Raw genomic sequence first — 21,836 nt, forward strand, 5'->3', positions numbered from 1 at the left:
AAATGAGCCGCCCAAAAACAATAAAAATATGAGAGAGAGACTATGTTAGCAGTAGCACAACAGACCACTGAACAAACCACTGCCGATAAAGCGCCGAGTCATCGTTCGATGATTGCCATTGAAGACTTGTCTTTGGTGTTTAATACCAACGATGGACCGGTCAATGCCTTGTCGAATATCCAGCTCAATATTAACGAAGGGGATTTTGTTTCATTTATCGGCCCCTCAGGTTGCGGTAAAACCACCTTGTTACGAGTGATCGCCGATTTAGAGCAGGCCACAGCAGGGAAAATAAAGGTTGATGGAACCTCACCCAGAGACGCTCGCTTAAATCGACTTTATGGCTATGTGTTTCAGGCCCCAGGTTTATTACCCTGGCGTACTATTCAACAAAACTGCGCACTGCCGATGGAAATCTCCGGACAAACTGGCACCCATCAACAAAAGCAAATCGATAAGTATTTGAAGATGGTAGGCCTGCAAGACTTCCATAATAAATTTCCCTGGCAGTTATCTGGCGGTATGCAACAGCGCGCCTCCATTGCTCGGGCGCTGTGCCTCAATCCCGACCTGTTGTTGATGGACGAGCCCTTTGGCGCTTTGGATGAAATTACCCGTGACCATATGAACATAGAACTATTGAGAATTTGGCAAGAGACTCAAAAAACCGTGGTCTTTGTGACGCACTCCATTGCCGAAGCAGTACTGTTGTCGACCCATATTGTGGTGATGTCACCGCGCCCTGGACGGATCGTGAAAGTCATCGAAAGCCCCTTACCTCGTTTGAAAACCTTAGCACTGCGAGATGAAGCGGCTTTTCATGAACTGGCCGCGGAAATTCGTACCGCACTGGCCACCGATCATGCCATTGACTAAGCACAGCAGAGAGTAAACTATGCAAAGCACTACGAAGGACCGTCAGTGGCTGTCTTTAGCCAGCTTAATCATCGCGCTACTCGCCATTTGGTATTTAGCCGCATTGATCATGAATGGCAACCAACTGATCCATAACCTTGAACGTAAGAAACAAGACTGGAGCTATAGCCAGGTCATCAGCCAAGCGTATCAAGTTAAAAGGCCGATGTTACCAGCCCCCCATCAGGTGGCTCTAGAACTTAAAAAATCGGTCTTTGATACCTCGGTAACTTCTAAGCGTTCCTTGGTATTTCACAGCATCATTACCCTTAACTCAACCCTTTTAGGCTTCGTTTTTGGCTCCTTATTAGGCATGCTAATTGCCATCGGTATTGTGCATAACAAAACCTTAGAAGCGAGCTTAATGCCCTGGGTGATCGCCTCACAAACCATTCCCATTTTGGCCATCGCGCCAATCATTGTGGTGGTACTCGGCGCACTCAATATTACGGGCGTGGTCCCCAAGGCGGTGATCTCGATGTATTTGTCGTTCTTCCCGGTGACCATCGGTATGGTTAAAGGTTTACGCGCCTCCGACACCATTCACGAAGAATTAATGTATACCTATAGTGCCAGCACCCTGCAAGTATTCTGGAAACTACGCTGGTACTCTGCCCAACCCTACCTGTTTGCCAGTTTAAAAGTTGCGATTGCCGCAGCCTTAGTTGGCGCCATTGTTGCCGAGCTGCCAACCGGGGCTCAAGGTGGCTTAGGTTCTCGCTTACTCAGTGGCTCCTATTATGGACAAACCCAGCAAATTTGGGCTGCATTAATCATGGCTGCACTGCTTGGCTCACTCTTAGTATGGCTTGTCGGTTTGGCTGAAAAGTCGCTATTAAAACGACGCGGGGGATTGAGCAATGCTTAACTATTTTTCTAATGCCTTATATCTTGGCTTGCTGCTACTGCAACTGGCTTTGACGATGAAAGTGGAAGCAGGCTTTTACCAACGAGCACCAAGCTTGATTATCCTTTTATTGTTAGCGACTTACGCCACTGCGGCGCTGTTAAGTCAGCTCACTCATTTGAGTACTTCACGCCCGGCATTTGCTCGCTATATTAAACCACTGATCCCTAGCTTATTTGCCTTTATGCTGATCCTTGCTTGGCAAAGCATCGTCACTGGTTACGCTATCTCTGCAGTGTTATTACCCGCCCCTTCTAAAATTTTCACAGCCTTAATCAATAATCTGCCGATGTTATGGGGAGACTTTAAGCAGACTTACTTAAAAGCAGTTCTCGCGGGTTATTTGCTAGGTTGCGCCTCGGGTTTTGTGGTCGCGCAATGGGCGGTAAAAAGTGCGTTTTTACGTAATGGTTTGGTGCCATTGGGTAATTTTATGTCGGCCATTCCGATTGTGGGGATCGCGCCGATTATGGTGATGTGGTTTGGCTTCGATTGGCAATCCAAGGCCGCAGTGATCGTGGTCATGACTTTCTTCCCCATGTTTATTAATACTCTAACCGGCCTACAGGCAACAGATGCGATCCACAGAGATTTGATGCATACCTATGCCGCCAGTAAAACCCAAATCTTCATCAAAAGTCAGCTGCCGCAAGCACTGCCTTTTATATTTAACGCCTTAAAACTCAACTCAACGTTGGCCTTAATTGGCGCTATTGTGGCCGAGTTTTTTGGTACCCCGATTGTTGGCATGGGATTTCGAATTTCAACCGAGGTTGGCCGAATGAACATGGACATGGTATGGGCCACGATTGTGGTAGCAGCAATTGCCGGCTCTTTAAGTTACGGGGCTTTAGCCTTGTTAGAAAAATCACTGCTATTTTGGCACCCCTCGTTTCGAGGTGGGAATAAACACTAGGGACATCAGACCCCTAGGCAATTACTTCAAACACTTGTAGCAATAAAGGGAATTAACTATGAATCGATCTCTGATTTCACTAGCATCTGGCGTCGCTTTAATGGCCGCTAGCCTCAGCGCAAGCGCAGCTGAAAAACTAACCTTACAACTAAAATGGGTCACTCAAGCCCAATTTGCCGGTTACTACGTCGCGCTCAATAAAGGTTTTTACAAAGACCAAGGGATCGATTTAACCATTAAGCCTGGTGGACCCGATATTGCGCCAGCCCAAGTACTGGCAGGCGGCGGTGCCGATGTAATTGTAGACTGGATGCCTTCTGCACTTGCTACCCGAGAAAAAGGCCTGCCACTGGTCAATATTGGTCAAATCTACGGTAAGTCAGGCATGATGCTCACTTGCCTTAAGTCGAGTGGCATTAGCAGCCCGGCAGATTTTAAAGGTAAAACCTTAGGGGTTTGGTTCTTCGGCAACGAATACCCTTTCCTAAGTTGGATGTCTAAACTCGGTTACGCCACCACCGGCGGCAAAGATGGCGTGACAGTATTGAAACAAGGCTTTAATGTTGATCCGATCTTCCAAGGTCAAGCTGATTGTGTCTCCACCATGACCTACAACGAATACGGTCAAGTGCTTGATGGCGGTTTAAGCAACGACGAACTAGTGCTATTCAAGTATGAAGATGAAGGCGTTGCAACGCTAGAGGATGGCCTGTACGTTCTAGAAGACAGTCTAAAAGACAGTAAAAAAGTCACTACCTATGCCAAATTCCTCAAAGCATCGATTGAAGGCTGGGAATGGGCAGCAGCACATCCCAAAGAAGCGGCTCTCATTGTATTAGACTACGATGATACTGGCGCGCAAACTGAAGCACATCAAATTCGCATGGCCACTGAGGTTGCAAAATTGTTAAGTAATAGCGATAAAGGCATTGGTTACCTCGAACCCGCAGCCTTTGACCGTACCGTTAAAATCTTACTCGATAGTGATTCAACACCGGTTATCACCAAAATGCCCGAAGGTGCCTACACCCATAAAGTATTTGACGAAGCCGCTAAACTGTAATTATTTAGTTATGATCATTTGATATAAAAAAGAGCTGCCAATGGTAGCTCTTTTTATTTGAACTGCGGTCAGCACCTCCCGATAAGTTCAACCAACAGAAAGCTCAACCAAATACAAGAATATTCTATTTTTCACAAGGGTATCCGCCATGTCCATTAAACATAAGTTTTATATCAGTAGCGCTATTTTGCTGATTGCATCATTACTTTTGTTATTTACTATCGTGCAAACCGTCGTTATACCAGTCATTAAGAACCAAGCCGTAACCACGGCGACATTCCAAGCCAAGGTCATCGGCAAAGCGATTGCCGAAGATCTCAGCGAAAACGCCGTTCTTACCCGAAACTTAGCCGCTCTAGCTGGGGGCCTTCCACTAGAGAAAGCGACATTTATTACCCACATTGAACCACTCATTAAGAGCGGTGAAGGCGTTGTGGGCGGTGGCATTTGGCCTGAACCCAATAAATTTAACCCAGATAGCCAAAAGGCTTCGTTATTTTGGGCCAAAACAGGGCCAAACCAGCTCTCCCTCCTAGATGACTATAATAAGCCAAATAGCAGTCCATACCAGCAGGAATCATGGTACACCAATGCCAAACAAGCCACACAAGGGCAATGTGTTTGGTCTGAAGTGTATGTTGATCCAGTATCCAATGAGTCAATGGTCACCTGTTCGGTCAAGATTCAACGTGATGGCCAATTTTGGGGGGTGGCTACCATCGATGTGGAATTAGCTAATATTGAACAAAGCTTAATCACTGAAAACAATGAAACCGGAACCTACAGTCTAATTGTCGATCAAACTGGGCAAATTGTTTCACTGCCCTTATTACGTAAACAAAATATTACGATGCTCAGCTTAAATGATTTAAGCCAGCAAGACGCTTCTCTAGCCCCTTTAGCGGCGGCTCTGCAAGCGAACAATAAGGATATGGTTGAGTTTAAACAAGGCGTGGTTCGTAATGACGCATCGATGCTAGTGCGCTTTACCCTACCCGATCAAGGCTGGACTGCGGCGGTAATCTTACCCGCTCAAGTGGCACTAAAAGATATGCGCTCATTAACCACCACCCTCTATCTTGCCTTTGCAGGCTTGATCCTTGTGTTTATTATTGCCTTACTGGTGTCAGCTAAGCGCTTAATTACCAACATTAATTTAACCACCAACCAAGTTCGCTCATTAATTCAAGGTCGGCTCGATACAAAACTCAAGATCAACGGCAAAGATGAGATGAGTGAGTTAGCGCAAGCGATTAATGACTACGGCGATCATTTACTCGGCATCCTCAAACGTGTGAAGCAAGAAGCCGAAAACGTAAAGAATAATGCAAGCTCAATGGATGGCCTGAGCGAGGCAAGCCAACAGCGAGCGCAACAACTAATGGATGAAAATAATACTCTTGCTACCGCGATTAATGAGATGTCTGCAACGGCCTCATCGGTATCACAGGATGTAGCGTCAGTGGCGGAGATCACCACCGACTCTTCCGACCGAGTGAATCAAGGCTTTACCGTAATCGAGCAAAACTCAGAATCCATTTCCTTACTATTTGATAAATTGGCGGAATCGGTCACTGTTATAGAGAAACTTTCACAAGACTCGCAGTCGGTCAGTAAGGTATTGGATGTCATCATGAGTATTTCTGAGCAAACCAATTTGCTAGCACTGAATGCCGCGATTGAGGCGGCTCGCGCTGGTGATTCTGGACGTGGTTTTGCCGTGGTTGCCGATGAAGTACGAACTCTCGCCCAAAAAACCCAGCAATCAGCAGGCGAAATAGAAACCATGATCAATCAACTGCAACAAGCCTCACAACAAGGCGTTACGGTGATAGAAGAATGTCGCGGGTACTCTGAAACGGTGAATCAACGCTCTACCACCACCCGTAGCCAATACGAGCAAATTGTCAGCGCCTTTAATGATATTAAAGAGCGCGCCAACAACATTGCCGTGGCCACCAACGAGCAATCGAAGGTCACTGATAACGTAGAGATGCTTGCAGAACGGATCCGCGAAATCTCAAATCAAAATGTTAGTGATGCCGACGAATTTAGACAGGTGAGTAGCGAAGCGACACGACAAGCACAACGTCTTTATGAACTGAGTCGCCAATAGCAAGACTCTGACCATTGCCTATGAGGTACCAGAGATAATGCTTGTGCGAACGAGAGTGACCGCGAGAATCAAACTCGCAGATACAAGCTAGTAGCCTTGAGTTGCGGTACCAATCAATACCGCGACACCAAGCTCGAGAGTCGTTACCTAAAAAAAGCCAGCGAAAACTGGCTCTTTTTTATCAAGAAGCATTCCCCCTAACGAAGGCTACTGAATGCTGCTAAGCCAAGCGTCCGACTTAAACCACTTGTCATAAATCCGCTGGTAAGAACCATCTTTTTTAATTTGAACAAGATAATTATTTAAGAAATTCAGAAAATGGTAGTCATGTTTACGAATTGCCCAACCCAAGGGTTCATAGGTGAAGGAACTATCTAAGTGATAAACCTTATCTTGGTGTTGCGAAGCGTATAGAGCGTTGTAAGGTAAGTCGTATACAAACGCATCCGCTTTGCCATTACTCACCTGCAACACGGCATCCGCCGAAGTTTCAAACAAATCAATATTGGCTTTTGGTAGGTACTTCTTCGCCGCAATCGCACCGGTAGTGCCGACTTGTGAAACCACTGTGTATTTCGAATCATTTAAATCACGGTAACTTTTCACGCTATCTTTCAACTTTGGTGATAACAAGACTGTTTGACCAATTTCAATGTAGGTATTGGAAAACATCACCTTGAGATTACGTTCAGGAGTGATAGCAATGCCGCCAATAATGATGTCACACTTGCCCGTTTGCAGCGCTGGAATAATACCATCCCATGCGGTATTTACGGGGACAAAATTTACTTTCATAGCACGCGCCATGAGCTTGGCAATATCAATATCAAAACCGATATAACGGCCATCTTTACTCTTCATCTCGAAGGGAATATAGCCAGCTTCAAAGCAGACCTTTAACTCGCCGTTGGACAGAATAGTTTCAATGGTAGGCTCCGCAGCAGAGGCTGTGGTATGCATCAGTGACAAACTTGCAAAGGCAATGCCCGCAAATGTGTTTTTAACAAAGGGATTCATGTATATCCTTGAACTAAATGGTGTTGTTTGCATTGATAAATTATTTATTTTCTAATTCGGTTGCTGTCGCAGCCAGTGCTTGTTTTAGATCAGCCAGCAGATCGTCGGTATCTTCAATCCCGACAGAAATGCGGACTAATCCTTCAGAAATACCCAGCGCTTGACGCTCCTCTAAAGTATTTTCTACATGACTTGTGGTACGTGCCGGCCCATAAATTGTCTCTACAGCGCCCAAATTTCCAGCGCAGTGGGCATACTTCAACTTTGGTAATAGTAGCTTCACGGCATCCATTCCACCTTTCAGCACAAAACTCACTATTGCCCCAAAACCCCGCATCTGTTGCTTGGCGATTAGGTGGTTTGGATGTTGCTCAAGACCAGGATAATTGACCGATTCAACCAAGGTTTGTGTCAGCAAAAAATCTGCCATGGCTTTAGCACTCGCCTGTTGCTGGCGAAAACGTAAGGCTAGTGTTTTGATCCCACGAATAATCAAATACGCAGCAAAGGGATCGAGCGCAGCACCATTAATCTCACGATAATGTCGCACTTGCTCCATCAAGACCTTAGAACCACAGGCAATTCCGCCCATCACATCACCATGACCACTCAAATATTTGGTCGCACTATGTACCACCACATCAACCCCCAGAGAGAGCGGATTTTGGTTGATGGGCGTCGCGAAGGTATTATCGGCCACCACTAAGGCACCAACTTTTTTAGCTGCGGCAACTAAACGTTTAATATCCAATATTTTTAAGCTTGGATTGGTGGGTGTTTCTAAATACAAGAGATCACAACCTTGAGCAATCTGAGCTTCAATTTGCTGATGATCCACAGTGTCACACAGGCACACATCAACGCCCATACGCGGCAAAAATTCTTCAAAAATTTTATTAGTCCCGCCATAACTGTCTTTAGTCGATACAACCCGCTTTCCATGACTCAAAAACGTATACAGCACACTGCTGATCACCCCCATGCCACTGCTAAATGCCACCGCCGCTTCGGCCTGCTCTAAAACACTAAGCTTCGCTTCCAAAACCGCAACCGTTGGATTACTCATACGACTGTAGATAAAACCCGGTTGTTGACCTAGCGCCACCTCATACCATTGATCAATATCAGAATAGGCATGCGCCGCACTGGCCACGATAGGCGTTTGCGTCGCGCCATAGGGGTGACCCGATTGCTCACCAGCCCATACACTTAGGGTTGCAGAGCCCACACCGATTAAGCTCTTATCTACTTTAGCTTGTTCCATTTATTCGCCTTCAATTAAACAATGACAATAGCGCATCGTCGGGATTATGACGCCAATTCAGGCAAAAGCGAAGTTGCATATACGCCGACAGCCGAGGAAAAGCGCCCTTTATTATTCAGGCAAGCCTAAATGAGCCTAGAGAGAAAGTCATCCCCTTCATTTGACAAATATTTTACAAAAATCACAATCACTCTAATAACATCATTGAAAGCACGGTTTAAGCCATCAAAACACATGCTTCGAGAGATAAAAAAGCACCCTGAACACCAGCAAAAAGCCCCGCATCAGTTTTGCGGCAGAAACCAAGGCCAGTATAAAGTTATGGACTGACATGTATTTGTAAACTAAGTGGATTAAGGTGTTTAAAACCGTTCGTAACTGCAGCGGTCGTGAGCTTTTGTCTAAAAATACAAGCACACCTAACAAACAACAATAGAGTAAGGATCCAACTTGATGTCAAACGCATTAACTAAAGGACTAGTGGCTAGCGCAATTTTAGCTTCACTAGCAGGATGTAATAATAGTGATAATGACGCCGCTATCGCAAAGGCAAACAGCTGCGCTGAAGCAGGCGATGCTTGTACCCGATTTACCATTTTGCATACCAATGACCATCACGGCCGTTTTTGGAAAAACAGTAAAAATGAATACGGAATGGCAGCACGTAAAACCTTGGTGGATCAGATCCGTGCCGAAGTAGAAGCAAATGGCGGAGAGACACTGTTGCTATCTGGAGGAGACATTAACACTGGCGTCCCCGAATCAGATTTACAAGATGCTGTACCTGATTTCATCGGGATGAATCAAATTGGCTATGACGCGATGGCAGTCGGTAACCACGAGTTCGATAATCCTTTGGAGATCCTCGATTCACAACGCTCCATCGCCAACTTTCCAATGCTCGCCGCTAACATCTATAAAGCCGATGGGACTCGTTATTTTGACCCCTACAAGATTTTCGATGTAAACGGTCTTAAAGTCGCAGTGATTGGATTAACCACTGAAGACACAGTAAAAATTGGCAATCCTGAGTTTATTTCAGAACTCACATTTACCGATCCTAAAGTAGAAGCTGCCAAGGTCATTAAAGAAATTCAAGCGGCAAAAACCGCTGATGTCATTTTGGCATCAACTCATATGGGCCACTACGCAAGAAGCCTTCACGGCAGCAACGCCCCGGGAGATGTAACGCTTGCTAACTATCTAGAAACCGGTGCGTTACAAGCCATTATTGGTGGTCACTCACAAAATCCGGTGTGTATGGAAGGCAGTGCTTACGCCGACTTCAAGCCCGGAGACGACTGTGTGCCCGATAAACAAAACGGCACCTACATCATGCAAGCCTATGAATGGGGCAAGTACGTCGGTCGCGCCGACTTTGAATACTTTAATCATGAACTGCATTTATCTAGCTACAAATTAATCCCAGTGAACCTATTGAAAAAAGAAACTGATGCACAAGGTAACGAAACCGGAGCCGAAGTACTTGCTGGAGAAAAAATCGAGCCCGATGCGGCCTTAGAGCAACTTCTGTCTTACTACCAAGAGCAAGGACAAGAAAAACTTGGGGAAGTGATAGCCACAAGTGATGGCTTACTCGATGGCGAACGCAGCAACGTGCGTTATAAACAAACTAACTTAGGCCGCCTAGTTGCCGAAGCTCAACGTAGTAAAGTTGTCGCAGATATTGGCGTAATGAATTCTGGTGGTGTTCGAGCCTCCATTGCGGCAGGTGAAATAAGTTATCGCGACGTGCTTACCGTGCAACCCTTCGGTAATACCGTAACGCTCAGTACCATGACCGGTCAACAAATCACTGACTACTTAGGCCCAGTCGCTAGCATCCAAATCGGCTCTGGTGGTTATGCTCAAATCACAGGCGTTAAAATGAGTGTTGATTGCACGGCTCAAACCGTAAACATTAATGAGATTAACGGTAAAACATTCAGTGCAAGCAATAACTACACCTTAACCGTGCCGAGTTTCAGCGCCGCTGGCGGTGATGGTTACCCAGTGATAGAACCACAGCAAACCGGTTATGTTGACGCCGATGTGTTATACGATTTCTTCAAAAAACAGGGCAGTATTGTCGCCTCAGACTACAATCCGGTGGGTGATATTGTTTATACCAATTCAGACAGTAGCGATGGTTGTTTAATTACCCCTTAGCTAAAACAAAGTCTGATTTTAAAAGGTAGCTATTCAAGCTACCTTTTTATTTGAATTTAAATCCTTTGACCACTGCAGCCTAAATAATCTTTAAAAGATACCCACCGGTAAATTTTTTAATTTCAATATATCTTGCATCTTTTATACGTCTACATGGAATGCCGACCTCTAAATCACCTATATTCTGATTAAAGCCACACTCGTTCTGTGGTTTTTTATGACATGTACAACATCCCCTGGACTAACCACATACAAAAACCAATATGAAAGAGAAAAGATAATAAAAAATGATAATGAAAAAAATGAAAATGAACTAAATACAACATTTACAAACGCATATATACTCGTTTCTTTTTGATAAAAATGATAAAAGGTTTTAAAATCAAAGAGCATATATGACCTAAACATAAAAGTTAGAAATATAAAAGCCCCTCCTGCTAAATATAAAGGTATGATTGAGTACACAAAAGAAAAAACCATATACAACGAAAAAAGCTAAATTTACTCATATCGATCTTCCTTTCCTCATATCAAACTACTAGCAATAATCGCATTATTATCAAAAATTTTGCTGACAGTTTTATATTTATAACCTAGCAATGTTGTCATAAGGCATAGAGCGCCAGACGCCGTATTAGTTCAGTTCAGATCCAAACCATTATTATTAAGATCACCTGCAATACGAACACTCACGCTCTCACCCTACCGCTAACCATTTATTGTGAAAACCTATCTCAAAAAAATAACGATCAGCGCACCAAGTACCGGAAGAAACATAGCGCTAGTGCGCAGGCAATCATCGCCCTTCTATCAGTTGATGGACGGTCGTCTACTCCTTCAAAACCATATCAATACACATCACCGCGGCTAAAATGAGTTTTCGAACATCATCGTTCTCTGGTACATCATTTGATATTTCAAGAATATAGTTATCCGCACTGGTAAATAGTTCTTTACCTAATCCGGCCCATTTCTTAGAGACGTGAGCAAACTCTTTCCCATCTTTTTTAAAGTAGAAATCCCACCCCGTCCATTTTCCTTCCAATTGACAGATCATTTGATCATGCTTATCAAGCACATCAAACTTCCCACCAATTGAAAAAAACTTCTGCGCAAAACCACCAATCGTTTGGTTATTTTGATCACTCACGGTAACTTTTGATAAAAACAGTGAAATCCCCCGCTGAAGGCGAACGATGCGCTGCCCATCAGGTGTGGTTATTTGAATGTCGAACGGTGTCATTCGTTTATAGTCAGTAAACCGCAGCATCTTGGTAAAAAAACCTAAAGAAGGTTCTCTGCACTGCATGATTACGTCCCCGGTAGAAGGGTCATAAATATCGAAGTTATTGGCAGCTTTGAATAAGCCGACATGCTCTTTTACTAAAAACAAATTACTATTGATGACATCGCTCATTCTCATTTTTTCTCCATTGGGGTAACAAGCAGTACACGCTTTATTAAAGATAAATTAGACTCTTTATCCTTCTCTTAAGCAACTGATAAATATTAATATTTAAAGGAGTAAAGATAAATCAGAACGGAATTATCATTCAACATGTCCCGCCATATGACCCCTTCACACATTTAAAGCTGATCATCACTCGTCTGATTCTATAAGCTCAACTTATCGCAATTCGAACCATCACCATTTGGTTATTTTCAGGCAAAACCAATCTTGCAAACTAATGGCGCCGAATAAATCTGCCGATAACCAAGCATAAAATGCGTTAACTAAAGGCTCAATGATAAGATTCACGACACAGTCAGCGCTGATTTAGGCCAACAAGAATGAGCAGATAATGAGTGACATTGGTATAAATACAAAGCTAATGCCGTAAATATTCAGCACTTAGTTTCGCAATTTTGTTCAATCTTTTCGCCGCAAATCTCCCTATACTGATATTCAAGATCAACGGAGAGTAATCGAGAAGGGCAAGCCAATGGCGCAAGAGAATCAATTCCAGTTCATCAATAGCAGCAGCTGGAAAAATATCACCGCGCTAAATGCCACCATGAGTGATTTTTCCTATTCTAAACATGCCCATGAAGAATATTCTTTGGGTGTGACTTTACAGGGCCGCCAAGATTTTTTCTGCCAAAATGCTTATCACAAGAGTCCTCAGGGTGGAGTGTTGCTGTTCAACCCTGAACAAGTTCATGACGGACATTCCGGAGGAGAGCAACATCTTAAGTATGTAATGCTTTATATTCATCCAAAGGAACTTCATCCCTTATTCCGAGCCCTCGGTTACCCACAACATTCGATCCCAAGGTTTGAGCAACCCTTGATCGAAAACCGGATGCTTCGCCACCAGATCCTCCAATTTTCATCCATCATCGACCAAGCCCACTATTCAAAAATCGAGTTTGAATCTTGCTTATTTCGAATTGCACAATCACTGGTATCAATGTCTGGGGTTTTAAGCATTGAGAAACCAAATAATAAACCAAGCGATAAATTGCTGCTTAGGGCAAAGGATTATATTTTGGCCAGCCTCGCGCAAGATTTATCAATTGACGATATAGCCATGGCCGCCAACATGTCTAAATTTCACTTTATTCGGCTATTTCGTCAGCAATTTGGGATTACACCTCACCAGTACGTATTGAGCTGCCGAGTCAATGTTGCGCGAAAAATTATCGAGTCAGGACAATCACTAAATGAAGCGGCTTTCATGGCTGGATTTGCCGATAGCAGTCATCTGATCCGCCATTTTAAACGTGTATATGGAATGACGCCAAAAACCTTCCAACGCCAACTTTCTGCATAAATTTATTCGAGGTTTCAATATGTTAAGCATTCTAATCTATGCTTTTAGTATTATGTACTCGCCTGGGCCAGTCAATCTACTAGGCATGCATAGCGGTATCAATAGAAACACTCGTGGTCACATCGGCTTCTTTGCTGGTGTGGCGTTCGCGATGTTACTACTTTTTATTAGCCTTGGCTTGCTTGGTGCGACCTTGGTAAACCCTGTCTTACTACCTTACCTCAGTTTATTGGGGTGCTGCTACATTTTATATGTCGCATGGAAGATCATGAAAACGAGTGTGGATATTAAGCCCTCGTCCAATGATAAAAAAACCTTGTCATTTTGGGATGGTTTTCTTATACAACTATTAAACCCCAAAGGATTAGTTGCAACGCTGCCTATCGCAACCATTCAGTTCCCGGCAGAAGATATTTATGGAATGAGTATGATTCTTTGGTCTGTGGGTTTATCGATGCTTGCTTTTGGCGCGCCGACTAGCTACTCGATCATCGGCATGCAACTTGGAAAAAAGCTAAATAATCCGGTTTACTTCAAAATATTTAATCGATCCATGTCAGGACTACTGGTATTAGTGGCGTTCAGCATCGCTCATGAATACGCATATCTAGAAATTATAAAATAGTAAACTCAGCAATAATTAACTTAGCTCGATATGGTACAAGTCACCTTTCTGTCCAATGCGAGTTTAGTTTCCAATAAAAAAGTTCTGAGTCTGTGACCTTTTTAAGCGTCAAATTCTCAGAACTTTTAGAGTTCATCTATAACTAAAACCAGCGTTGCTTATTTCACGAGAGCGGCTTTCGCTTCCGCTATCCAAGCATCAAATTGTTTTTGATGGGCTTTAATCCATCCATTTGCGTGGGCTTCAATATCCTTACTTTTGTTTTTCCCTTGACTCATCATCATGTTTTGAGCACTAACATCGTTAATGTTCAGTTTTATGATAGAAAATAGCTTCTCTGCGGCTGGGTTTTCTGCGGCAAACTTTTTATTCGCAACAATATTCATTGAGTTCATTTGGAAACCATAATTCTTACCGTTCGGTAAAGTGGTATCAACATCTGTTCGTTCGCCAGGGAGCGACGAGAACGGGACTTCCAACCAAACGACATCTTTACCTGGGACCAATACACCGCTCACCCAATAAGGGGTCCAGGTGTAATACAAGATCGAACCGCCATTTTTATAACGAGAAATAGTATCGGCGATGATCGCTGAGTAATTACCTTGGTTATGCGTAACTGTATTTTCTAAACCGAAAGCAGAAAGTTGATGTTCAATCACACCTTCACATCCCCAACCAGGGTTACAGCCCGTTAGGTCAGCTTTACCATCACCATTAGCATCAAATAACTTAGCGATTTTTGGATCCTTTAATTGAGCAATATTGGTAATACCGTATTTAGTCGCGGTCTTTTTGTCGATTAAGTAACCTTGAGCGGCACCAGAAATATATTCTCCCGAGCGAAAGAACTTTTCATCAGCGCCCGCTTTTGCATATTTATCGGCATGCAATGGAAACCAGCCAACGGTTAAATACGTTGCATCACCTTCAGCAATTGAAGTATAAGCAACATTATAGTCCACTTCTTTAGTTGGACTCACGGTGTAACCTAAAGCTTCCATCGCCTTATTTACAATCAGTGTCTGAAATGTCTCTTCTGCCACAGTTGACTGAACGGGTTGAACCGTAATACCTTCACCTGGAAGTTTTTCGGCTAAGACCGTAGTTGAAAGCGTCGCCGTAAGCATGGTCGTTGCAGTAAGCAAGCTTTTCCATGTTGTATTCATATTTCTCTCCTTGAGTTTCAAGTCTAATTAGGATTTAACTTTACGATAGATAGAGTGAATAAAAGCTGCTGGGCCACTGTGATACCAGCGTGATTTCTGATCACGTGATTCAACACCAATGGTTTGAGTCAGCCGATCGAGTAAAATAGCTAAAATAACGATACCGAGGCCGCCAACCGAGGCCATCCCCATATCTAAACGGCCGATACCGCGCAGTACCATTTGACCAAGGCCACCCACCGCGATCATCGACGCAATAACCACCATCGATAAAGACAGCATTAAGGTTTGATTGACTCCGGCCATAATCGTGGGCATTGCTAAAGGAAGTTGAATCCGATAAAGCATTTGCTTCGAACTTGCGCCAAAGGCATGTCCCGCTTCAATAAGCTCCTCTGGAACCTGCTGGATCCCTAAAATAGTGAGCCGAACAATTGGTGGTAAGGCAAAAATAATCGTCACCACCACACCGGGCACATTACCAATACCAAATAACATCACAATGGGGACTAAATAAACAAAAGCGGGGGTTGTTTGCATGGCATCTAGCATGGGTCGAATAATGCGTGCAGCCCGCTGACTTCGCGCCAGCCAAATCCCCATGGGGAGCCCAATTAATAAGCAGAAAAATACTGAGGTCAGCACCAATGCCAAGGTCACCATGGCTTCAGACCATGCGCCGATTAAACCAATAATGGTCAGTGACAGCAAAGATGCAATGCCCATTTTGCGCCCAGCTAACTGCCAAGAAATCAAAAATAAGATGAACAGCATTATCGGTGCTGGTGTAGACACTAGGGTCGTTTCAAAAGATTGTAGAATAATGTCAATTGGGACCCGAATGGCTTGAAATAACGGCCGACCATGAGCGACTAGCCAGTTTAAAGCGGTTTCGATCCAGTGATCGAAAGGAATGACAGCCTCCTTAAAAGGATGAAGCCAATCAAATGACTCCGGTGCAGCATTGGTCGTTAGCCAATCATTGGCTGCACTGGCGGTGTCTGCTGCACCACTAGACCAAGGATCAGCAGCAGATGTTGCTGGGGTGGCAGTTGCCCAAGGATCGGCAACCGGCGCTGAGGTTGCGGTCGCCCAAGGGTCTACTATCTCTGTCGCAGGCGTTGTTTCCGTTGTCATGTCTATTCTCTATCTAATACTTTTAACAGTCGTGATTTAGTAATCACGCCAAAATACTTACCATGTTGGTCGACAACTGGCACCGAATAAGGAACTTGAGCAACTGGGCCAATCAGCTCGCTAACGGATAGTTCTGGGTCAATAGTGATGGTGTCAGGAAGTAAAGCGCTGCTTAAAGATGCATTATCTTTCTTGGCAGCCTTTAGTGAATCTAAAGAGACAATACCCGAGAATTTGTTGGCCCGGTCAACGACGATGCCAAACTCTCGATCATTATCTACCAGCAATTGAATTGCGGTCGCCGGACCGTCATTATCATGCTTCTTAAATACTGCCGCAGGATTTTTAAGCGCGATATCTTTGGCTGTGAAAATAGTCGCCGTATTTACCCCACGGAAAAATGACCGCACATAATCGTTAGCTGGCTTTTGTAAGATCTCATCAGGAGTTCCCACTTGAACGACGATCCCATCTTGCATAATAGCAATTCGATCACCAATACGCATGGCTTCATCGAGGTCATGAGAGATAAATACAATCGTTCGTTTATCATCATTTTGTAAGCGGATTAACTCATCTTGCATTTCGGTGCGGATCAGCGGGTCGAGAGCGGAAAAAGCCTCGTCCATCAACAAAATATCTGGGTCGTTCGCCAGAGCCCTTGCAAGACCAACACGCTGCTTCATGCCACCAGAAAGTTCATCTGGATATGAGTCACAGTAGGCATCTAAGCCAACCCTATCCAAGGCTGCTTTCGCACTGGCATTGCGTTGATTGAGTTCAATACCTGCCAATTCCAAACCAAAGGCCGCGTTCTCAATCACTGACATATGTGGCATCAGCGCAAAATTTTGGAACACCATAGATACGTTTTGTCGACGAACTTCCCTTAATTCTGCTTCGGATATTTTAGCAATATCTCTTCCATTCAGTAATACGCTACCTCGGGTAGGCTCAATCAATCGATTTAGCAGACGCACAAGGGTGGACTTTCCGGAACCAGATAGGCCCATGATGACGAAAATTTCACCTTCTTGAATACTTAGTGAAACATCTTTCACACCGACGGTGAGTCCTGTTTTCTCGAATATTTGATCTTTATCGAGACCTTTGTCTATTAGAGGAAAAGCGAGTTCGGGTGTTTCACCGAACACTTTATACAAGCTTTTCACTTCTAGTATGCTTCGCATTAATTACATCCTTGATTTTGTATGAAACTAAATCATTCATATTTATTATGTACTCTAAACATTTTTGTGACGAACTTCAAGTATTCAGTTTGATAACGGCGTAATTGAAACCGAATAAAACACAATATTATCATAGCGTTATGCCCACATTCTTGTTTCTGTATAAAGTGTTCCCAAGCGGCACAATACTTCGTACTGAATGTATTTTCACCGATGATTACAAACAGATAAATAGATCTTATTCGCCATGACTGGTTTTAGGTCGGTGTTTGTGCCACGGAAAAACCTATTAATTTTGCCAAAAAACGGACGTAAACCAATTCAATACCGTTCAAAATGACTTCCTGCGAAAAGTTGAAACATCTTGAGCCAAATGTTTTATCACTCTCATACTGAGTGACTCGTATTGGCTTTTGCATGGCAACTGTAAAAACTATTTACTGTATCAGTCACAAAAACGTAACGATAAATACCGATTTAAGTTAAACCACAATTTGCCAAGTCATTCGAGACTCATATGCCTCTTTAAATTGGATATTTATTCTTGATTTTGAATAGCGACAGACGTTTAATGAGCAAACTATTATTTATTACTAAAATCGTGATCAGCTGGTGACTTTGTCGTCATAAGTAAACACAGAGTAATAACAGCTGAAGCAAAAACGGAGAAAGAAATGATATTTTTTGGCTCAAAGGGTAAATCCATATCAGGGCACGTCATAGAAGGACTCCAGTGCCCAAATTGTGAAAATGAACAATTTATTACTTTCGGTTTACTTCGATACTTTCACCTGTATTGGATCCCCACATTTATTACCTCCAAAAAGGTTGGTATCGAATGCACTCATTGTAAAAAAACACTCATCGGCAAAGAATTACCAAACGACTTAGCGAAGCAAATCAAGAACACGGTTTATAATCCAAAAAATACCCTACCGATGTTTTCCGGGCTGATTATCATTGCCTGTTTGGCCTTAACGCTAAGTTATTCTTTACAGCAAAATGGCCTTCAAGAAGTGGCTTATATCGAGCAACCCGTGATTAACGATTTATATATTGTTAATTTCACAAAAATATTTACCGAAGCAGATCCAAAATACAAATACGGGCTGATCCGAATAAAACAAATTTCAGTAAACAGAGTGACGTTTCAAGTGAGCCAGGTTGCCTACAATAAGGCCTCTGGTGTGCGTAAAGACATCGAAGAGAATAAGGCTTTAGCTGATTCTTACTATGATGATGAACCTTTATCCTTCGACATCAAACAACTCAAATTAATGAAAGATTCCGGCGCAATTTATTCCATAGAACGTCTCTAAGCGATGAAGTAGGAAACGGTTAGAATCCAAGCCACCTATTTGGTGGCTTGATGTCAATAAGCTAATATTTTTATAGTAAACAATAACTTCCGCTACATAGGTATAATTAAGTAAAAACAAGCGCACCACTTACTCAAGGCGGCTGTGAATCATTGTTGAATATCAACCACTGAGAATCGCGAATCGACAAATTTTCTCGAAATGCCGCATTGCTCAAATAGAAGCCACACCTTCGCAATAAAATTATCACATACTTGGGTCTACTCTTCGTGCATAGCAATAATTACACCGATGGCCAGTTCAATACTATCGGTAATACGGGCGCACCCCATACCGTTAGCCATTAAAAATATGTCAAAGTGTTCGCAGGCCATAAACGGTTCACGTTCTGCCATGTCGTCCTCACTACACACGATCACCCGAACGCCAGGATGATGCTTGGTAAAACAACTCAACTTTTGCTCAAAAGTGGCTGGGTCCGCGAGGCGCTGAACTAAATTACCGAGCATCGCCATATCCAGCGCTTCAAATTGGGTTTCGCCTTGACCTGAAGTACAACCACATTGATGTTCGGCTGTATGCTCTCCCCCTTCTTGCTGGCACTGACACTCATGCTGATGTTCGGGTTGATGGTCGTGCGCTTCACCCTTACAGCCGCATTGTTTCATGTCTTTGTTTGTTACAGTGTGCATAAACAGTCCTCTGTAGGTATTGCTTGTTGTTTATCGAGCAAGCGTTGTAACCATCGTGGAGGGGCCTGCATCACCTCTTGCAAACGCTCTAAAATAATCTGGCTGGGCTGCGGGGTTAATTGTTTCAGCGGCAAAATGTCGGCACGACTAACTCGTGCCGCCGCTGGCCCACCAATCGATAGGGTCGCGAGCAATTGGCAATCACCAATTAGTTCGATCAAATAGCTGGTCCGTTCGTCCCCAGTTTTATTTTCCACCACCGGGCGCACATCGACTAATTGATAGCCCTGTGAGTTCACCTGATAAATCAGAAATCGCAAGCACGAGCCAAAATGGCCGTCTATATCTTCCAAATTGTTCGAGCTCACGGCTAATTGCAGCACCGATCCAGATAGTTCGCGACTCACAGGCACTTCTGGTGGTTGCATAGCACTGATCTGAGTCGAACTAAAAATGGCATGTACTTGATTCACTTGACCGCGTTCAAGATGAGCGCTTGAAGACTGAAGTACTTCGCGTAAAGCCTTGGGACTTAAAGCACGAAGCTTTTTCTCGGTCAGCGGCTCACCACAGTGTTTCACCAAGATATCGACAAATTGTTTTAATTCGATATCAGGCATCGCTTTCGACGCCATGGCTAACCTTAAGGCTAACTGGTCACTCATTGAAACGCTCATAACTATCTCCTGATGATAAAACTAAACATTAGGCTCGACGGGCACGAAAGGTTTTAGGCAAGGTAGGCTCAGGATTAACGGGTTCAATGTAATATTTACTCCCATCACTGAGTTCGATTTCTCCGCCCCACTGGTCGCTTTGCTCAAACTGTAAATTTTGAATGGGCAGTTCCAGGTCTTTCTTGGCGATATAAGCCTGCAGCGCGCCGGAAGCTTCACGACTAATAATAAGATTTGGCATACTTAGATTCCTTAAGATGGCCGGAGCAGTGCACCGGCCATTGCTTCATACAGATAACGAGGTTTAACGAACCAGATCGAAACCGTAGTCTGTTTTACCCATCTCTGAAGTGTCTTCATCGAGTTTTGCCAACACTTCGTTAACCAGCGTGGTCAGCATATACATGCCGCCTTCGTAGCCTAAAGTGGTGTTACGATGCAAATGGTGGCGATCGAAAATGGGGAAACCCAGTCGAATCAGGGGTACTTCAAACTCTTCACCCTTGGCTTTGGTATCGCGTTGGATGAATTTGGCGTATGAGTTACCAATCATAAAGTCAGGTTTATTAGTGAACACCAATGAACGGAAATGCCATAGATCTTTACCGACGTGAATTTCAGCATTGGCCGTAGTTGGCGATTGCGCAATCAAGGCTTCCATCTTCTTACGCCAGCGTTTTGCGGCGTTATTACATAAGATGTGTTTAATTTCACAGCCCAATTCCATCAGGAATTTAGTTAAACCCATTAAGTAATCTGGGTCGCCATAGATAGAGAAGCTGACTCCATGTAGCCAAGTATGCGAGTCAGTCATCATGTCCACTAAACGGCCACGCTGGGTCGCCAGTGATTCAGGGATCGCTTTGCCAGTGAGTTCAGAAATCTTCATTAAGAATTCATCGGTCCAATCTAAGCCCATTGGAATATTGAGTGTAGGTACTTCATGCTTCCAAACGCCTTCCACAAACTTCTTGGTTTTCACCAATTGATCGGGTTGCAGCAAAATGGTGGTAATCGCGTTTGGTGCATCTTCTAGCTCAGCCAGCGGTGTACCGCCTGCGTACATACGATATTCGCCATCAGCTGGCGTATCGAGTACTTCCGAAGGATCACTCAATAGACTGTAATTAACATCCATCTGCTGCAGCATGCTATGGATGACACGGTAGTTTCCTAAGTAGGTTTCAAAGCCGGGAATAAGGTTGATTTTGCCATTACTAGCGACCACCTTATCGTCCATGTTTTTGCCCGTGAAATACTTGGCAAAGCCCTCAAACATGCCATCCCAACCGGTGACATGACTGCCCACAAAACTCGGTGTATGGGCAAATGGGGTTGGCAAGTCTTCTGGGATGTAACCCTCTTTCTTGGCATTACCAATGAAGGCATTCAAGTCATCACCAATAACTTCCGCCATACAGGTAGTAGAAACAGCAATCACCTCTGGCTTGTACAATGCCAAGGAGTTTTGAAGGCCATCGTACATATTTTTTTGACCGCCAAATACCGCTGCATCTTCGGTCATCGAATCTGACACACAAGCCACTGGCTCTTTAAAGTGACGGTTAAAGTAAGTGCGGAAATAAGCCACACATCCTTGCGAACCATGTACATAAGGGAGGGTTTTTTCGAAACCCAAGGCACATAATACCGAACCAAGTGGTTGGCAGGCCTTTGCGGGATCGATAGTTAAGGTTTTGCGTGAAAAGTTAAGCTCTTGGTACGCTTCAGTGGTGGTCCACTCAAAGACTTCTTTGATCTTCTCGTCACTCACGCCTTCTTCATGATCGGCACGTTTGCGCGCCATCATGTCTTGATATTCTGGCTGCTGAAACAGCGGGTAGCCAGCTTTGATATCGTCTACTGATTGACTCATTTTATATCTC

At 43.9% G+C, this 21,836-nt stretch carries 19 protein-coding genes; 9 read left to right on the forward strand and 10 right to left on the reverse strand.

From position 1 onward, the window contains the following. The first annotated feature begins 42 nt into the window (after nucleotides 1–42). The 5 genes from ACRRSY_RS12155 (at nucleotide 43) to ACRRSY_RS12175 (ending at nucleotide 5,917) form a co-directional block, all read left to right on the forward strand. The gene (locus ACRRSY_RS12155; RefSeq protein WP_432453277.1) at nucleotides 43–876 is read left to right on the forward strand and encodes an ABC transporter ATP-binding protein; all 834 of its coding nucleotides are present in this window, start codon (nucleotides 43–45) and stop codon (nucleotides 874–876) included. A 19-nt stretch (nucleotides 877–895) separates the two neighbouring features. Continuing rightward, nucleotides 896–1,783 (forward strand): ABC transporter permease, encoded by an 888-nt coding sequence (locus ACRRSY_RS12160; RefSeq protein ID WP_432463279.1) that lies wholly within the window; start codon nucleotides 896–898, stop codon nucleotides 1,781–1,783. Then, the gene (locus ACRRSY_RS12165; RefSeq protein ID WP_432459314.1) at nucleotides 1,776–2,738 is read left to right on the forward strand and encodes an ABC transporter permease; all 963 of its coding nucleotides are present in this window, start codon (nucleotides 1,776–1,778) and stop codon (nucleotides 2,736–2,738) included. The genes ACRRSY_RS12160 and ACRRSY_RS12165 overlap by 8 nt, the downstream gene beginning before the upstream one ends. A gap of 58 nt (nucleotides 2,739–2,796) precedes the next feature. Continuing rightward, the gene (locus ACRRSY_RS12170) at nucleotides 2,797–3,801 is read left to right on the forward strand and encodes an ABC transporter substrate-binding protein (RefSeq protein WP_432459313.1); all 1,005 of its coding nucleotides are present in this window, start codon (nucleotides 2,797–2,799) and stop codon (nucleotides 3,799–3,801) included. A gap of 148 nt (nucleotides 3,802–3,949) precedes the next feature. Next, nucleotides 3,950–5,917, forward strand: a complete 1,968-nt coding sequence (locus tag ACRRSY_RS12175) for a methyl-accepting chemotaxis protein (protein WP_432463280.1) — start codon at nucleotides 3,950–3,952, stop codon at nucleotides 5,915–5,917. 207 nt (nucleotides 5,918–6,124) lie between these two features. On the opposite strand, the gene ACRRSY_RS12180 is transcribed toward ACRRSY_RS12175, so the two are convergent. Then, a complete protein-coding gene (locus tag ACRRSY_RS12180) occupies nucleotides 6,125–6,934 on the reverse strand; it encodes a transporter substrate-binding domain-containing protein (RefSeq protein WP_432463281.1) in 810 nt (269 codons plus the stop codon). 40 nt (nucleotides 6,935–6,974) lie between these two features. Beyond that, entirely contained in the window at nucleotides 6,975–8,198 is a 1,224-nt protein-coding gene (locus ACRRSY_RS12185; protein ID WP_432463282.1) for a cystathionine gamma-synthase family protein, read from the reverse strand. Between the two features lie 453 nt (nucleotides 8,199–8,651). Here ACRRSY_RS12185 and ushA point away from each other — a divergent pair, with 453 nt between their 5' ends. Beyond that, nucleotides 8,652–10,367 (forward strand): bifunctional UDP-sugar hydrolase/5'-nucleotidase UshA, encoded by a 1,716-nt coding sequence (gene ushA, locus ACRRSY_RS12190; RefSeq protein ID WP_432453284.1) that lies wholly within the window; start codon nucleotides 8,652–8,654, stop codon nucleotides 10,365–10,367. Nucleotides 10,368–11,196: 829 nt separating this feature from the next. Here the strand turns inward: ushA and ACRRSY_RS12195 are convergent. Further along, nucleotides 11,197–11,784, reverse strand: a complete 588-nt coding sequence (locus ACRRSY_RS12195) for a phospholipid scramblase-related protein (RefSeq protein WP_432453285.1) — start codon at nucleotides 11,782–11,784, stop codon at nucleotides 11,197–11,199. A 526-nt stretch (nucleotides 11,785–12,310) separates the two neighbouring features. Here ACRRSY_RS12195 and ACRRSY_RS12200 point away from each other — a divergent pair. Continuing rightward, nucleotides 12,311–13,141 (forward strand): AraC family transcriptional regulator, encoded by an 831-nt coding sequence (locus ACRRSY_RS12200; RefSeq protein ID WP_432459310.1) that lies wholly within the window; start codon nucleotides 12,311–12,313, stop codon nucleotides 13,139–13,141. Nucleotides 13,142–13,160: 19 nt separating this feature from the next. Further along, the gene (locus ACRRSY_RS12205) at nucleotides 13,161–13,766 is read left to right on the forward strand and encodes a LysE family translocator (RefSeq protein WP_432463283.1); all 606 of its coding nucleotides are present in this window, start codon (nucleotides 13,161–13,163) and stop codon (nucleotides 13,764–13,766) included. 158 nt (nucleotides 13,767–13,924) lie between these two features. Here ACRRSY_RS12205 and proX read toward each other — a convergent pair whose 3' ends face one another. From proX to proV, 3 genes are read right to left on the reverse strand one after another with little or no spacing between them, the layout of a single operon-like run. Further along, nucleotides 13,925–14,935, reverse strand: coding sequence for a glycine betaine/L-proline ABC transporter substrate-binding protein ProX (gene proX / locus ACRRSY_RS12210; protein ID WP_432459308.1), 1,011 nt, complete (start codon nucleotides 14,933–14,935; stop codon nucleotides 13,925–13,927). Nucleotides 14,936–14,962: 27 nt separating this feature from the next. Beyond that, a complete protein-coding gene (proW, locus tag ACRRSY_RS12215; RefSeq protein WP_432459307.1) occupies nucleotides 14,963–16,072 on the reverse strand; it encodes a glycine betaine/L-proline ABC transporter permease ProW in 1,110 nt (369 codons plus the stop codon). A 2-nt stretch (nucleotides 16,073–16,074) separates the two neighbouring features. Continuing rightward, nucleotides 16,075–17,262, reverse strand: a complete 1,188-nt coding sequence (gene proV / locus ACRRSY_RS12220) for a glycine betaine/L-proline ABC transporter ATP-binding protein ProV (RefSeq protein ID WP_432453291.1) — start codon at nucleotides 17,260–17,262, stop codon at nucleotides 16,075–16,077. A 674-nt stretch (nucleotides 17,263–17,936) separates the two neighbouring features. On the opposite strand from proV, the gene ACRRSY_RS12225 reads away from it, so the two are divergent. Further along, nucleotides 17,937–18,581 carry a hypothetical protein gene (locus ACRRSY_RS12225; protein WP_432463284.1) on the forward strand — a complete coding sequence of 215 codons (645 nt, stop codon included), beginning with the start codon at nucleotides 17,937–17,939 and terminating at the stop codon, nucleotides 18,579–18,581. 260 nt (nucleotides 18,582–18,841) lie between these two features. Here the strand turns inward: ACRRSY_RS12225 and ACRRSY_RS12230 are convergent, their stop codons facing one another. The 4 genes from ACRRSY_RS12230 to nifK form a co-directional block, all read right to left on the reverse strand. Further along, complete coding sequence (locus ACRRSY_RS12230; RefSeq protein ID WP_432463285.1) at nucleotides 18,842–19,273, reverse strand: hypothetical protein; 432 nt, start codon at nucleotides 19,271–19,273, stop codon at nucleotides 18,842–18,844. Next, nucleotides 19,261–19,950, reverse strand: a complete 690-nt coding sequence (locus ACRRSY_RS12235; protein WP_432459304.1) for a NifB/NifX family molybdenum-iron cluster-binding protein — start codon at nucleotides 19,948–19,950, stop codon at nucleotides 19,261–19,263. Before ACRRSY_RS12235 ends, ACRRSY_RS12230 begins: the two co-directional genes overlap by 13 nt. 28 nt (nucleotides 19,951–19,978) lie before the next feature. Then, nucleotides 19,979–20,191, reverse strand: a complete 213-nt coding sequence (gene nifT / locus ACRRSY_RS12240; RefSeq protein ID WP_432453301.1) for a putative nitrogen fixation protein NifT — start codon at nucleotides 20,189–20,191, stop codon at nucleotides 19,979–19,981. Nucleotides 20,192–20,254: 63 nt separating this feature from the next. After that, nucleotides 20,255–21,826: a nitrogenase molybdenum-iron protein subunit beta gene (gene nifK / locus ACRRSY_RS12245; RefSeq protein WP_432463286.1), complete on the reverse strand. Its 1,572-nt coding sequence runs from the start codon at nucleotides 21,824–21,826 to the stop codon at nucleotides 20,255–20,257. Nucleotides 21,827–21,836: the final 10 nt, after the last annotated feature.

The organism is Agarivorans sp. QJM3NY_33 (assembly GCF_050870865.2).
GTDB lineage: Bacteria > Pseudomonadota > Gammaproteobacteria > Enterobacterales > Celerinatantimonadaceae > Agarivorans.